Below are 14,021 nucleotides of genomic sequence, written 5' to 3'. Positions count from 1 at the left end.
GTGACCCGCCTGCGATGAACCCGCGCACCTCGCCGGCGACCCGTCGGCTCCTCGACGGCGACTCCGCGAACAGTCCCGCAGCATGTGCGTGCGCCACCGCGTCCGAGATCAGCTGTTCGAGTGCACGTTCGGGCGATCGCCCAGGGAAGCGCAGAGGGGACCGGCGCCAGTCAGGGTCGGCGTCGAGCCCGACCGGGTACGACCGGCCCGCGCCGCCGTACACCTGCAGCATCGCCGGGAGCAGGTCGTCGAGGCGCATGCTCAGCTCGCCGGTCGGCAACACGATCACATCCGCGACGTCACCGACCTCATCGAGGAGCTGCTGAGGGTCGAGGGGGATGGATGCCGCCACGTCGGTGTCGCCCGAGCCGTGCAGGGTCGTGACGACCACGAGTGGGCGCACGCGTTTCGAGTCGAGGATGCGCGCCGCGAGGCGTTCCATCTCGTCGAGCGTCGCGATGCGTTCAGCGGTGCGCTCGACGCGCTGTTTCGTCAATGAAATCGGGCTCGTCATCGGTTCATCCCTCCGGCCTGGGATCGTGCATTCACGGTACTGGCGGCCGCCGACGTCGGTCCGCGTTCGGCGGCCGCCAGATCGCTACAGCGTCGCGAACGCCTCGAACGTGACATCCCCCGGCAGGTCCTCGACGCTCCACAGCGACGACTCGAACTGCGCGGTGCCGCCGGCGGGGAGGCGCTCGATGAACGTGAAGTCGCTGCCGACGATCTTGCCCGAGCCATCGCGGGCGATCACCGCGACCTTCACGAGATCCTGGTCTTCGCCGAAGCTGGACGTGACCTTTCCGGTCACGTCCATCCAGCCGTACTCCGCAGAAGTCGCGATGTCTGACACCGTGAAGGAGCCGGTCTCCGCGGCGGGCGAGGAGCTCGCCGCGGCGCTCGTCGGTCCGCGGACCTCGAGGTCGGCGATGGTGCCGGAGCCGACCGAGAAGAAGGTGCCCACCACGACCGTGCGACCCTGGAGGATCGTCGTGTACTCGCTGCCGGAGTCGAGGATGACCCCACCCGCGTCGACGGCCTCCACAGTGATCCCCGCGGACGGGAAGACGTAGTCGTCGTTCGGGTTCTCGAGCACGACGGCGTACCACCACATGTCGGAGTCGATGTCCTTGCCGAAGGCGGTCTCGACGATGCCGAGCTCCTCGACGGCCGGCGCGGCGGGCTCTTCCGGCTCGGGCGCGGATGCGGCATCCGCTTCGGTGTCGTCGTCGGTACTCGACGCGGCACCCGCGGCCGGTTCGGGGGAGGCGACGTCGTCGACGCGGTTGGCCCCGTTCACGCCGTTCACGATGAGCGAGATGACGAGCACGACGCCGGTGACGATCCACGCCATCGTGCGGTGCTTGGCGTAGCCGTCAAGCGGGCGGCCGAGCTTGTCGCGCTGGGCGCCGGCGAGCACCAGGATCAGGTCGACGAGCACCCAGATGCCGAGGCCTCCGAGGGTGAACACCTTCGCGAGGGCGGTGCCGACCTTGCCGAGGTAGAACCGGTCGACGGCGAAGAAGCCGAGGAAGAGGGCGAAGAGCCAGGTCGCGATGAACGACTTCGGCGGGGTGGGGCCGGTCGGTGCCTGGGCTCCGGACGCAGTGGCCGCGGGATCGGTGGTCGTCGTGGCCGTCGAGGTCGGGCTCGAGGTCGCTGTCGCGCTCGCGCTCGCGTCGAGCGGGGCGGTGTGCTCCGTCCAGACGGTGCCGTCGAAGTAGCGCTGCGCGCCGCTGCCGTCGGGGTACCAGCCGGCGGGCGTGCCCGTCTGGTCGGGCGCTGCCGCCGGGGAAGTCGCGTCGCCCGCGGTGCCGGGGGCTGGTTCGGATGCGTCGGGCTGGGCTCCGTTGGGCGGGGTGGTCGTCGAGTCGGTCATCATCGTTCGCTTTCGCTGCGGTGTCGGATGCGTCGAATGCAGGTCCGCATCGCCGTCGGGTCGACAGCTGACCGACATTACTGACGTGGTCCGACGCGGCGGGGGCCTCGACGGCCGAGGCGGTGCGATCCGGTCGCCTGGAAACCGCGCCTGACCTGTGCTTGCTGCGGAATCACCCCCACAAGTGGTCACGAGAGTTCCGCGGCGGCCTCGGCAACGGATGTCGGTGGCCCTCCCTACAGTCGGAATCTTCGGCTACGGCTGGAGTCAACGAGGAGCACCGACATGGGCTCGGACTCACCCCTCAGCGCACGCATGCACGCCGCCCTCCAGGCCGGCGGCAGCCACGCGGACCACATCGATCGCACGCAGTTCCTCGCCGACGTGCAGGCGCTCGAGCTCCGGCTCGCGATCATCGACGACCGGTTCGATCGCCTGGCGGCGCGGCCGGATGACGCGTACCGGGAGTTCCGCCGGGACACTCTGACGCGCATGCGGTCGGTCGCCGATCGCGCCGGCGCGTTGGAGGCCGCGGGGCGGCTCGACGCGCATCGTCGTCGGCATGTCGCGGCGGTGCTGACCGTCGTCCAGCGGCGGATGGCGCAGATGGACGCGCGGCATGCGGTGCATCGGGATCGGAGGGCGCGGCGGCGGGATGGTCCGCGGCCGGTCCTGTTGCGCCCGAGGCAGGCCACTTCGCTGGGTGACGCGTTCATCGCTCCGGGCGCGCCCGTCGGTCGTTCACGCTAGGCATGATGACGTGAGTGCGCCCGGCATCGAGATCGTCCAGTTCGATCGGTCATACGATCGAAGCGCATTCTCATGCGGCAAGGAGGAGCTGGACGACTGGCTCCGTCGGTACGCGGGACAGTCCGAACGCAACAACACGACCAGGACGTTCCTCGCTGTCGAAGGGGAGCGCATAGTCGGCTACTACGCGACTCGCACGCTCCAGTTGGACCTTGACCAGGCCGCGTCGGCGTTCGGAATGGGAAAACGGCGATACCCGGTCCCGGCCATCCTGCTTGCCCGCCTCGCCGCTGCGATCACGGAGCAGGGGAAGGGCGTCGGCAAGATGCTGCTCGTCGACGCGCTCCGACGCATGGTGGAGGTTTCGAACTCGGTCGGATACGAAGTCATCGTGGTGGACGCGATCGACCACGAGGCCTCGACGTTCTACCGCCGATACGGATTCCAGCCCTTCGAAGACGATGCGCTGCACCTGTTCATGACGACCAGGAGTCTGCGTGCAACCTTCGCTGCGGTGGATTGAGATGTACGCACCACGTATGTACACTTTCGGAAGGTGGTGAGAGGGATGACGATCGAAGAACCAGGCCGTAGCGCGCGCCTCAACATGCGGATCTCCCCGGAGGCGCTCGAACTCATTCGGTCTGCGGCTGCACGCCAGCAGCAAGACGTGACGTCGTTCGTCCTCGGAGCCGCGATGGAACGAGCACGCGCCATCCTTCTTGAAGATCAGGTGCTGCGACTGAGCCCACACGCGGTCCTGCAGCTCGAGCGTGCGCTCGAGGCAGACGCCGCCGTGGTGCCGCAACTTGCCGACGTGATTCGCGCGACGCGCAACGGCGCCGAACAGCCCGCTGAGCCGCTGAACGCCTGACGTAGGCGCCCGCGTCCATAAGTTCTGACGGCGATTTCCGTTTTGGCTTATCGCGGTCACACCCTCGCCGCGTCCATCCTCGCGATGAGCGACGGCCGCCTCGCGTACTTCGCCCGCAGCTCGGCGAGCAGTGCGTCGGCGAGCTCGGGCATGCCGGCCTTCACCGCGGCGGCCCGCAGCTTCTTCATTCGGCGCACCGCGCCCGGGTACACCCGTGAGACCGCCTGCACGAGTCGGTCGTCGATGAGCTGCGCCATCACGGGCAACGCGGCCGCGGGATCGATCGTCAGATAGCGGTTGACGAGCTCGTCCCACTGATCGGGGAGGATTCGACCCGTGCCGGCCTCGGTGGCGAGGAGCGCCTCGCTCCACGCTCGGCGCAGATCGCCCGTGTCGAGCAGGTACGCGACCAGTTCCCACGGGCGTGCCCGTAGCGCCTCGATCGCGCCCTCGCGACGGTCGGGCCAGGATGCCGCGTCGGCGCGTTCCCACGCGGTCGCGTTCGCCGCGGTGGGCCAGCGTTCGAACACCTGCGCCGCGGCATCCGCTGCCTGAGCCGGGTCGTCGGCGACGAGCGACCGCCAGAGTTCGCCGCACTCCTGCTGCTGGTGCGGTCCGCCCGGCAGGGTCATTCCCTCGTGGGCGACGACCGCGGCGCGAGCGGAGAAACCGGCCTCGGCGAGCGCCTTCGCCGCGTCGGAGCGGAAGTACGCCTTCGGCAGGTCGCCGCCGTACGTGCGAACGATGGCCTCCTCGTCGCGGTGCAGCACGGCGAGGCGCTGCAGGTTTCCGAGCACGGCATGCCGCGCATGCCATTCGCCGTCGTTCGTCCATTCGGCATCGGGGCGACCGTCGAACGGGAGCGTGAGTGCCGCCCGACGTTCGAACAGCTTCGACTCGAACCGAGCGATGCCGCGCTCGCCGAGCGCGTCGGCGTAGTCGACGACGTCGATGCGGAAGTACTCGCCGAGCTCGCCGAACTGCTGCTGCTGGATCCAGGTCACGAGCTTCGCGGGCGACGGCGGCGCCTCGGCGCAGAGCCTCGCGTGCAGCGCGAGCAGGTCGTCGATCACGAGCTGGATCACCCCATTGGAGTCGTCGGCACGCATCAGCACCCGGAAGGTGCTCGCGAGCGCCCGCTGGACGACCGGGATCACGCCGGCGGCGCCGTAGTCGTCGGCCATGTCCTGCAGCAGCAGGACGCCCTGCTCGGCCTCGAACGCGTACTCGTTCACCTTGCCCATGCGATACAGGTCGCGCGACGTCGTGCGGAAGGAGGCGAGCACGTTCGGGATGTCGCGTTCGAGGGCCATGGGATCAAGGATGACAGGCACCCGCGAGCGGGGGTGTGATCGATCGCGCACTTCCATTTCTGTGCGCGATCGATCACAATGGACGATGTGCGCGAACGCGCACGTCGTCAAAGGAGTGCGCATGCGGGTTCGAAGCGTTCTCGAGGTGGGAGCCGCGGCGCGAGACCGCCGGGAGGCGCTCGGCTGGTCCCAGCAGGTGCTCGCCGAGCGGGCGGGAGTCACGCGCGAGTGGGTCGTGCGCTTCGAAGGGGGAAAGGCGTCCGTTCGACTCGATCGCGTCTTCGACGTCATCACCGCCCTCGACCTCGTCGTCGACCTCGAGGTGCGCACCCGTCCTGAGTCGGACGGCAGCTGATGGCGCGATTCCCGAAGCTCGACGTCTTCCTCGACGGCACGTTCATCGGCGAGCTGCGCCAGACCGACGCGGGCGCCACGACGTTCACGTACGACGACGACTACCGCCGCCATCCGGATGCCACCCCGTTGTCGCTCTCGATGCCGGTGTCGCGTGCGACGCATCCGCCGCGCGCCGTGCTGCCCTTCCTCCAAGGCCTGCTGCCCGACAGCGGCGGAAAGCTCGACGAACTCTCGAAGGCGTTCCACACCTCTGCCCTGAACCCGTACGGGCTGCTCGCGTTCATCGGCCGCGACGTCGCCGGCGCGGTCCAGATCCTGCCGCCGGGTGAATCCGCCCGCGATGCCGGGCCGCGCGAGGAACGCGTCGACGAACTGTCGGCCGAAGCCCTCGCCGACTTGGTCCACGACCTCGTCGTGAACGCCGACACGTGGGGCACGCGTGATGTGGCCGGGCGGTGGAGCCTGCCGGGGGCGCAGCCGAAAGTCGCGCTCTTCCGGAGCAGCGCGGGGGCGTGGGGGATCCCGCTCGATGCGACGCCGACCACGCACATCCTGAAGCCCGCCGTTCCGCCATTCGTCGAACACGACGTGAACGAGTACGTCACGATGCACGCGGCGGCCCGCCTCGGGCTCGAGGTCGCCGACGCCGAGCTCATGACGACGACCCGCGGCGACCGCGTGTTCGTCTCGAAGCGGTACGACCGCGACCTCGTCGACGGGGTGTGGCATCGACGGCACCAGGAGGACTTCTGCCAGGCGCTCTCCGTGATGCCGGCTCGCAAGTACCAGTCCGATGGCGGGCCCGGATTCGCACGGATGGCCCAGCTCGTGGACTCCTTCCCGAACCTGGAACAGCGCCGGAGGAGCCAGCGGGCGATGTTCGACGCGATGGTGTTCAACGTGTCGGCGGCGAACACCGACGCCCACGCGAAGAACTACTCGATCCTGCTGAACGCCGAGCGCGCCGAGTTGGCGCCGCTGTACGACCTCGGCACGCACCTCGCCTACCCGGCGACTCGGCCGCTCGCGTCGGCGATGAAGGTGGGCGACGCGTACCAGCTCGACCGCATCGGCGTGCGCGACCTCGTCGCCGTCGGTCGCAAGCTCCGCATCCCCGCCGATGACGCCGAAGCGCGCGTGGACGAGATCCGCACCGGGCTCGCCGAGGCGTTCGACGCCGCCGCGCAGACCATCGAGTCGGCCGCCGAGCGGGCGATCGCGGATCGAATCGCGTCGGCGGTCGCGGCATACGCCTCGGGTCGCGGATGGATCGACTGAGGAACCCGCGTCCGTCGCCTCGGTGCCCACCCCGATGCATCCGCCCCCGACCCCGGCGCATGATCGCCACGTAACCATCGAAAGTGGTCGGCCGCCCGCGCGCGGCGCCCAGCGCACGCGCGCGCACGACCGCCATCCCGAACGGAGGGGAGCGGATCATGGGCATGATCGACGGCAAGGAACTCGACCCGGTCGAGGCGCCGGACGTGCAGCGGCGGGTGGTCGTGAAGGTCACCGATGCGGCGCGGCGCGAGCGGGCGCTGAAGGAGCGTCCGGGTGAGCGGCGGGCGGGGGAGCGGGAGGACGACGTCGGCCGCGACATGGTCGATGCGTTCGCGTACCTCGGGGACGTGATCGCGGAGTACCAGCGGCGGGTGGCCGCGGAGGCGTACCTCGAGCCGATGGTCGGGCGCGACGAGCAGGAGCGGCACGGGCGGGGGCGGCGGGCCCGGTTCGACGGGTATGCGGCGATCACGGTGCGGGACGAGGCATCCGCTGCCGAGCTCGCCAAGGAACTCGACGCGCGCGACGACGTCGAGACCGCTTACGTCGAGGGCGGGCCGACGCCGCCGCCGGGGCCGCCGCCGGTGAACGCGGGCGACGACCCGCGCAGCGGGAACCAGGGGTACCTGGATGCCGCGCCCGACGGCATCGACGCGCGCTGGGCATGGGGTGCGGCGGATGGCGCGGGCATCGGGTTCGTCGACCTCGAGCAGGGGTGGACGCTGAACCACGAGGACCTCGCGGCGGCCGGCATCACGATCATCTCGGGCGTGAGCCAGGCGTACCACGGGCACGGCACGGCGGTGCTCGGCGAGGTCGTCTCGGTCGACAACGCGAAGGGCGGCGTGGGCGTCGCGCCCGGGGCATCCGCTCGGGTCGTGTCGCAGTACCGCACGTCGACGACGTACAGCACCGCGGCGGCCATCATCTCGGCGGCCGACGCGATGTCGCCCGGCGACGTGCTGCTGCTCGAGGCGCAGACCACCGCGGCCGGGTCGTCGACGACGTACCTGCCCGTCGAGGTCGAGCAGGCGGTGTTCGACGCCATCCGCGATGCGGTCGACGCGGGCATCGTGGTCGTCGAGGCGGCCGGCAACGGGGGCAACGACCTCGACGACTGGACCGACGGGGCCGGCCGCCACCTGCTGAAGGTCGGCGACGCCGACTACCGCGACTCCGGGGCGATCATGGTCGGCGCCGCGTCATCCGCCGCACCGCACTCGCGCCTGTCGTTCTCGAACCACGGCAGCCGTATCGACTGCTACGCGTGGGGCCAGAACGTCGACACCACGGGCGACGGATGGACCGGCACGTCCACCACGGCCTACACCGGGTCGTTCGGCGGCACGTCCGGTGCGTCGCCGATCGTCACGGGCGCGGCCGTGCTGCTGCAGAGCTGGCAGCGCGCGCGCTCGGGGCATCCGTTCTCGCCCGCCACCGTGCGCACCTGGCTCTCGTCGTCGCTCAACACGCCGAGCGCCGACCCGGCGACCGACCGCATCGGGGTCATGCCCGACCTCAAGGCGATCTTCGAGCGCATCGAGTGGAACGACCGCTTCACGGGGATCGACGATCGGTTCGTGTACTGGGTGTACATCCTCTTCGGCATCATCAACGATGCGCCCGGGCTGATCTGGGTGCCGGGGAAGGGGCCGGTGCCGGTCGACCCCGACTGGCGCGACGTCGCCGTGCGCGAACGACGGGAGCTCGTCGCGGCGATCGCTCGCGAGGCGCGGGCGGTCGACGGGCGGCTGACGCCGAAGCAGCTCGACCGCATCGCGGAGAAGGCGTTCAAGCAGCTCGGGCGTTAGGCCTCACAGGTCGACTGCCTCAGCCAGCACGTCGTGATCGCGACTCGGGTCGAGCGAGCGACGCGACACCACGTGGACCGGACAGTCGAGGAGCGACTCGACGTCGAGCTCGAACTGGGCGAGGTCGAAGAGTGATGCGTCGGGCTCGGGGTCGACGAGGAGGTCGATGTCGCTGTCGGGGTTCTCGTCGCCCCTCGCCACCGAGCCGAACACCTGCACCGCGCGGATGTGGTTCGCGCGGGCGAGGCGTTCAATGAGCTGCTTGCGTTGATGGAGGAGGTCGAGCAATGGCTCCGGCGCTCGGTCGGATGCGGCCGAGAGTGACGCGGGCGAGATTGACGCCGCCGTGTGCGGAGCGAGCGCGGCTTCCGACAGCAGCCGGAACTCGTGCCGGCGCAGCAGCCTGAGCACCCACTCGGCCGGTGGGCCGAACGCCCGGAGGCCGGCATCCGTCGCCATGGGCTGGGGAGCCACGACCGCGATCTCGCGACGCTTCCAGAGGATGACACCGCCGCCCGCGGCGATGAGGTTGCGGTACCAGTTCACCTCGTCGCCGTAGGTCAGCTCGGCGACGAAGCCGCCGGGCACGCGCGCTAGGATGAGCGGCGTCTCGAACGTGCGGCCGCTCTTGCGGCCCACGGTGCGCACGAGCGAGAACGGGGGGATGCCCCGGCGCGCCATGCCCAGCGTGACGTGGTTCAGCGTGTGCTTGATGAACGTCAGCCATCCGCGCTTGAACCGTCCCATCGCCATGCCTCGAACGTACGGGCGCCGGGCGCAGTCGTCGAGGGTGGGCGCGGCCGGCCGACGAAGGCGTGGCCGACGACTCCCGTCGCCGGAGCCGGTTCGCCCTTCGGTGCGCGGCGCGGCTCCGCCGCGCGCGCGACCGTTGCCGATTTCGTCATGTGCACGGTCGCGCACATGAGGGAATCGCGCGACCGCACCCGACGCGCTGCGCGGCCCTCAGTGCCGCACGACCCGGCACGCGAGGTGCAGCGCCAGCCGCGCCTCGGGGTCGTCCATGTCGATTCCGAGGAGCTCCTGCACCCGCTGGATCCGGCTCGAGACGGTGTTGCGGTGCAAGCCGAGCGCGGCGGCGGTCGGGACGATGCCCGACTCGTGGTCGAGGTAGGCGGCGAGGGTCGTCAGCAGCTCGCCGCCGCCCTCCTGAAGGGGCGCGAGCAGCGACTGCGCCGCCGGCACGAACGTGTCGTTGTCGGTCCACGCCAGCAGCAGCTGTTCGAGACCAAGGCCGTCGACCCGCACGAACCAGCCCGTCGCCGACCGGCCCATCGCGACGCGCGCGGCATCCGTCGCCTCGTTCAGGGTGGTGAAGAGACCCGTCGATCCGCTCTCGAGCGACCCGACGCCGGTGGCCACGTTGAATGACCGACGGCACGCGACGTGGAGCTCGCGCAGTGCGGAGATGAGCGTCTCGACCTGGGTCGGCGTCGGCGGCTCGACGAAGGTCAGCCAGCCGCTGACGCCGCGGCCGCTCGTCGTCGCGTGCGAGTCGGCCGGGATGTCGCCGAGACGCCCGGTCACGAACCGCAGGAGCTGGAGCGCGTCGAGACGGGAGCGCCCGATGATGCGGAACCCGAGGTGGTACCCGGCCGTGCGCCAGCCGCGCTCGAGCATCCGGCGCTCGACATCCGCCTCGGGCGCTCCGCGCAGGTCGACGAAGTCGCGAAGCACGCCCGACGACACCGAGGCGTCGTTCACGTCGGCCACCTCGTCGATGAGGATGCGGGCCGCGACCGCCGGCATCGCCACCTCCGCGGCCACCGCGAGCGCGCTGACCTGCGCGTCGCCGAGACCCGTGCCGAAGAATCCGAGGCGCAGCCCCTCCCGGCTCGGGCTGTCGACGCGGACCGACGCGAACGTGCCGCCGTCGCCGGTGCGGGCGATGTCGACCCACGGCGCGAAGTCGACCGCCGCGTGCACCGCGGGATCGAGGTGACCGCCGGCCTCGGTGAGCACGCCCTCGGAGTCGACGAGCGCGATGCCGTGGCCGACGTTCGCCGAAAGGTTGCGCAGCAGGTCGCGCAGGCCCTCGGCGTGGTACTCGATCGACTGGGCGACCTTCCGCACGACCTCGAGGCTGAGGGCGTCGCGCGCCTCGAGCAGGTGCCAGCAGGCCTTCGCGAGCACCATGGGCCGGTCGACGTGCAGGATCGCGAGCCCGAGCCGATCGGCGAGCGTCCGCGTGCCGGCGCCGAACCCGTCGGCGTGCGGCAGTGCGAGGGCGGCGTAGCCGCGGTCGCGCGTGCGCCGGACGAGGGCGTCCTGCTGCCACGGGGAATCGGGTGGTGGGGCGGTGAGGATCGCGAGGCGGTCGGCGCCCTCGTCCGGCAGGTCGGCCTCGGTCGACTCGATGGCGACCTCGCTCCAGCCGGCGTCGGGCGGTCCTGCGATCAGGCGCAGGCCGCCGTTCGCCGGATGCGAGAGCAGGGCGTCCAGCCCGAGTCGCTCGGTCATGCCGCACCGTCGAGTCCGGCGAGCCCGTACACCGAGGGCATGACGTGTCGCAGGCGCCGGGGATCGGCCGACCACCACTCGGGTGCGGGCAGCTCGATCACGACGACGTTGCGCGACATGGTCAGGTCGGTGACCTCGAGGATGTCGCGGGAGACGGCGTCGAGCGTCACGATGATCGAGGGGGCGGATGCCTCGAGCTGGCCGTCCGTCATGAACGCGAGCGTCTCGGATCGGGTGATGATCCGGTGCACCTCGCCGTGCATCCCCTCGACGTCGACCGCGTTCACGTGCGGATCGCGGGCGTCGGCCTCGATCGCGGTGATGCGGCCCTGGCCGAGCACGCGACCGTGGAGCGCGGCGGCGAGCTCCGGCAGGGGCGCGGAACGTGCAGCGAGGTATCCCTCGCCGAGGCGCAGGGCGCGCTCGGTGCTGCCGTGCACGGCGTGCTCGACGAGGTCGCCGACCGTGAACCCGGCGAACACCGTGCCGCCGACTCCTCCGGCCTGCACGATGGCCGACCGGATGAGGGTCTCGAGGTCGACCGGTCGCCGGGCGTCCACGAGCATGACCCCGCCGGCCCCGGTGTCGCAGGTCGCGATCACGCCGGGCACCTGGTCGACGAGCAGCGACATCTGGTCGAGGCCCGGGACCGCCCGGCCGGTGAGGTCGGCGTCGAGGATCATGCGCTCGCCGGCCACGACCAGCGGGGTGAGGCCGTTCATGCCGCCGCCCTCGAGCGAGCACACGGCGGCAGCGGGCCGGCCGACCCAGCGTTCGGCCGCGGCCATGAGCTCACCGAACGGGTCGTCGCCCACCAGCCGCTCACCGAGGAGCATCGTGGAGCCGACGAACGCGCCGCCGAGGCACGGCAGCGACGGGTCGAGCTCGCGCACATCGTGGATGGTGATCGGCCAGAGCGAGGGATCCGCGAGCAGCAGCTCGAGCATCGTGGTGCTGCCACCGCCGCCCGAGCCGAGCAGCGAGAACCCGCGGCCGAGCGCGGGCAACTGCGCCAGCTCGAGGGTCCTCGCCATGCCTGAAGCCTAGACTCGGGCGGCCTCCGCGGAGCGTTCGACCGGAACGTGCTCGACCGGAACGAAGGACTCGGAGAGCCCGAAGGCGGTGGGGCCGAACGCGGCGAGCGCCGCCGGGGTGCGCATCATCTCGGGCGTCGAGATGCCGAGCACCCGCACCCGCTGCCCGTAGCGCAGCCCCTCCGTCGTGATGGGCTCGGCCGATTCGTGGTCGACGACGCAGATGAGGTCGGGCACGATCGCGACGACTGCGCCGTCGCGACGCGCGATGAGGTTCTCGTTCTGGAACGAGATCTCGAACGTGCCGCCGTCGGCGGGGTCGAGCGGCGAGATCACCGCGCGCCCCTTCGCGAACCCGTCGGTCGTGCGTCGCTCGACGTCGGTCACCTTGCCGACGCACAGATCGCGGACGTGCGAGTAGAGCGTCGGCGACAGCGTCTCGGCGATCGCCTCGAAGGGCGAGCGATGCTGCTCGCGGGCGAGGCGGATGCTCCGGCCGAGCGCCAGGGCCATCGAGATCGTGCGCGGCACCGCGGTGCGTCGCACGTCGGCGCCGGTCATCGCGTACTCGGCGATATGCCCCACGCCGCCGAGCCGGATCGTGATGGCCCGGGCCAGCCACTCCATCTGCCGGTCGTCGTCGCCGGTGTCGATGATGACGCGCTCGCCGCGCTCGCCGGCGAGGGCGAGCGGCGAGCCGTGCACGCCGTAGACCGCGAAGGTCTCCATCGAGAGCTCCGGGAACGCCCGGCCCATCCCGTCGGCGTCGACGACCGGCAGGCCGGTCTCCGCGGCGACGACGAGCGGGATCATCGAGTTGATCCCGCCGCACTCGATGGGCATCGTGGCATCCGCTCGCCGGCCGAGGTGGTCCTCGAGGATGCGCAGCGACAGTGTCGGCTCGGTTCCGGCCGGGATCTTCTCGACCATGACCGTCGGCGCCCCCATCTGCGCGGTGGGGATGACGAAGAGGTCGTCCGCCAGCTCGTCGGGGTCGAGTATCGTGATCGACCCGTCGCCCAGCACGCGCTCGACGAGCATCTTGCCGATGTACGGGTCGCCGCCGCCGCCCGTGCCGAGCAGCGTCGCGCCGCGCGCGAGATCCGGCAGGTCGGCCGCCGTCAGTTGCCAGCTCATGCCGCCGCCTCCTCCAGGTCCGCGTCGACGGTGCCGTCGAAGCGATGCGCCGGCCGGTCGTAGCCGAAGTACGCCGGGCCGACCAGGGCGAGGGCTTCGGGCGAATGCCAGCGCTCGTCGCTCGGCGCGCTGATCACCCGCACCCGCTGCCCGTACCGGAGGGCCTCGGTCGTGATCGGCAGGCCCGAGTCGTGCTCGAGCACGATGATGAGGTCGGGCGTGGTCACGAGCGTGCGGCCGTCGACCTCGGCGATGAGGTGCTCGTTCTGGAACGACAGGGTCATCGTGGACGGCGCCTGCGCGGCATCCGCCCCATCGATACGGGCCCGACCGCGCGCGAAGCCGGCCGTGGTGCCGCGCTCGACGTCGACGACCTTGCCGGCGAACAGTTCGCGCCCGCCGAGCAGGTCGACCGTGCGCTCGACGGGGTCGGCCTTCTCGGCGCGTGCGGCGGTGATGCCGCGCCCGATCTCGATGCAGTGCGCGAGCGAGCCGGGCACCAGTGCGGCGCGCGCCTGGTCTCCTGACATCGGGAAGCCGGAGATCATCACCGAGCAGCCCATCTCGACGCAGGCGACCCGGGCGATGCGCTCCGTCCAGCTGTTGTCGACGGTCTGCAGCACGCCCACGTTGCCCTTCTCGTCGCCGAACGCGAGGGGCGAGGCCGTGATGCCGTACAGGGTGGGCAGCACCATCTGGAGCTCGGGGAACGCCCGGCCCATGCCGTCGGCGTCGATGAGCGGCAGGCCGAGCGCGGCGGCCGCGGCGATCGGGATCGTCGAGTTCACACCGCCGACCTCGGCGCACGCGATGTGCGTCACAGGCCGGCCGAGGTGGGTGCCGAGTGCGTGCACCGGCGCAACCACCTCGTCGAGGCTCGGCAGCTTCTCGACCATGACGGTCGGGGCGCCCATCATCGCGACCGTGAGCACGACCGCGTCGGCCGGCACCTCGTCGAGCGTGGCCACGGTCACGTCGCCGTGCTCGGCGAGCGCCTGGGCGGCGAGCAGGGCACCGATGTAGGGGTCGCCGCCTCCGCCGGTCCCGAGGACGGCCGCACCGCGGGCGAGGTCGTGGATGTCGTCGGGGGTGATCGTCCAGCTCATC

The 14,021-nt window shown here is 71.1% G+C and carries 14 protein-coding genes; 6 read left to right on the top strand and 8 right to left on the bottom strand.

The window, feature by feature from the left end; all coding sequences use genetic code 11:
• Positions 1-82: 82 nt before the first annotated feature.
• Positions 83-499: a hypothetical protein gene (locus tag ACIQH8_RS07530; protein ID WP_400996662.1), complete on the top strand. Its 417-nt coding sequence runs from the start codon at positions 83-85 to the stop codon at positions 497-499.
• Positions 500-598: 99 nt separating this feature from the next.
• Here ACIQH8_RS07530 and ACIQH8_RS07525 read toward each other — a convergent pair whose 3' ends face one another.
• On the bottom strand, positions 599-1,879 hold the full coding sequence (locus ACIQH8_RS07525; RefSeq protein WP_400996659.1) for an NINE protein: 1,281 nt from the start codon (positions 1,877-1,879) through the stop codon (positions 599-601).
• Between the two features lie 297 nt (positions 1,880-2,176).
• A complete protein-coding gene (locus ACIQH8_RS07520) occupies positions 2,177-2,509 on the bottom strand; it encodes a hypothetical protein (protein ID WP_400996656.1) in 333 nt (110 codons plus the stop codon).
• Between the two features lie 130 nt (positions 2,510-2,639).
• Here ACIQH8_RS07520 and ACIQH8_RS07515 point away from each other — a divergent pair, with 130 nt between their 5' ends.
• Both ACIQH8_RS07515 and ACIQH8_RS07510 read left to right on the top strand, forming a co-directional pair.
• Positions 2,640-3,152, top strand: coding sequence for a GNAT family N-acetyltransferase (locus ACIQH8_RS07515; RefSeq protein WP_400996653.1), 513 nt, complete (start codon positions 2,640-2,642; stop codon positions 3,150-3,152).
• A gap of 45 nt (positions 3,153-3,197) precedes the next feature.
• Positions 3,198-3,503 (top strand): DUF1778 domain-containing protein, encoded by a 306-nt coding sequence (locus tag ACIQH8_RS07510; protein WP_400996651.1) that lies wholly within the window; start codon positions 3,198-3,200, stop codon positions 3,501-3,503.
• Positions 3,504-3,559: 56 nt separating this feature from the next.
• Here the strand turns inward: ACIQH8_RS07510 and ACIQH8_RS07505 are convergent, their stop codons facing one another.
• Positions 3,560-4,816 (bottom strand): hypothetical protein, encoded by a 1,257-nt coding sequence (locus ACIQH8_RS07505; protein WP_400996649.1) that lies wholly within the window; start codon positions 4,814-4,816, stop codon positions 3,560-3,562.
• Between the two features lie 121 nt (positions 4,817-4,937).
• Between ACIQH8_RS07505 and ACIQH8_RS07500 the strand changes: the two genes are divergently transcribed.
• The 3 genes from ACIQH8_RS07500 (at position 4,938) to ACIQH8_RS07490 (ending at position 8,265) form a co-directional block, all read left to right on the top strand.
• Positions 4,938-5,171: a helix-turn-helix domain-containing protein gene (locus ACIQH8_RS07500; protein ID WP_400996647.1), complete on the top strand. Its 234-nt coding sequence runs from the start codon at positions 4,938-4,940 to the stop codon at positions 5,169-5,171.
• The gene (locus ACIQH8_RS07495) at positions 5,171-6,451 is read left to right on the top strand and encodes a HipA domain-containing protein (RefSeq protein ID WP_400996645.1); all 1,281 of its coding nucleotides are present in this window, start codon (positions 5,171-5,173) and stop codon (positions 6,449-6,451) included. Before ACIQH8_RS07500 ends, ACIQH8_RS07495 begins: the two co-directional genes overlap by 1 nt.
• Positions 6,452-6,609: 158 nt before the next feature.
• Complete coding sequence (locus ACIQH8_RS07490; RefSeq protein WP_400996643.1) at positions 6,610-8,265, top strand: S8 family peptidase; 1,656 nt, start codon at positions 6,610-6,612, stop codon at positions 8,263-8,265.
• 3 nt (positions 8,266-8,268) lie between these two features.
• On the opposite strand, the gene ACIQH8_RS07485 is transcribed toward ACIQH8_RS07490, so the two are convergent.
• The 5 genes from ACIQH8_RS07485 to ACIQH8_RS07465 all read right to left on the bottom strand — a co-directional run bounded on the left by ACIQH8_RS07485 (position 8,269) and on the right by ACIQH8_RS07465 (position 14,020).
• The gene (locus tag ACIQH8_RS07485; RefSeq protein ID WP_400996641.1) at positions 8,269-9,018 is read right to left on the bottom strand and encodes a nucleotidyltransferase domain-containing protein; all 750 of its coding nucleotides are present in this window, start codon (positions 9,016-9,018) and stop codon (positions 8,269-8,271) included.
• Between the two features lie 210 nt (positions 9,019-9,228).
• On the bottom strand, positions 9,229-10,743 hold the full coding sequence (locus tag ACIQH8_RS07480; protein WP_400996638.1) for a PucR family transcriptional regulator: 1,515 nt from the start codon (positions 10,741-10,743) through the stop codon (positions 9,229-9,231).
• Positions 10,740-11,777: a DUF917 family protein gene (locus ACIQH8_RS07475; RefSeq protein WP_400996636.1), complete on the bottom strand. Its 1,038-nt coding sequence runs from the start codon at positions 11,775-11,777 to the stop codon at positions 10,740-10,742. The genes ACIQH8_RS07480 and ACIQH8_RS07475 overlap by 4 nt, the downstream gene beginning before the upstream one ends.
• 9 nt (positions 11,778-11,786) lie before the next feature.
• Positions 11,787-12,914, bottom strand: a complete 1,128-nt coding sequence (locus tag ACIQH8_RS07470) for a DUF917 domain-containing protein (RefSeq protein ID WP_400996634.1) — start codon at positions 12,912-12,914, stop codon at positions 11,787-11,789.
• On the bottom strand, positions 12,911-14,020 hold the full coding sequence (locus tag ACIQH8_RS07465) for a DUF917 domain-containing protein (RefSeq protein WP_400996632.1): 1,110 nt from the start codon (positions 14,018-14,020) through the stop codon (positions 12,911-12,913). The genes ACIQH8_RS07470 and ACIQH8_RS07465 overlap by 4 nt, the downstream gene beginning before the upstream one ends.
• Position 14,021 lies beyond the last annotated feature (1 nt).

Origin of the sequence: Agromyces sp. GXQ0307 (assembly GCF_044769845.1) — a bacterium.
Classification (GTDB): Bacteria; Actinomycetota; Actinomycetes; order Actinomycetales; family Microbacteriaceae; genus Agromyces.
Note: the sequence above shows the minus strand (reverse complement) of the source record. Positions and strands in the feature narration are given on the sequence as shown.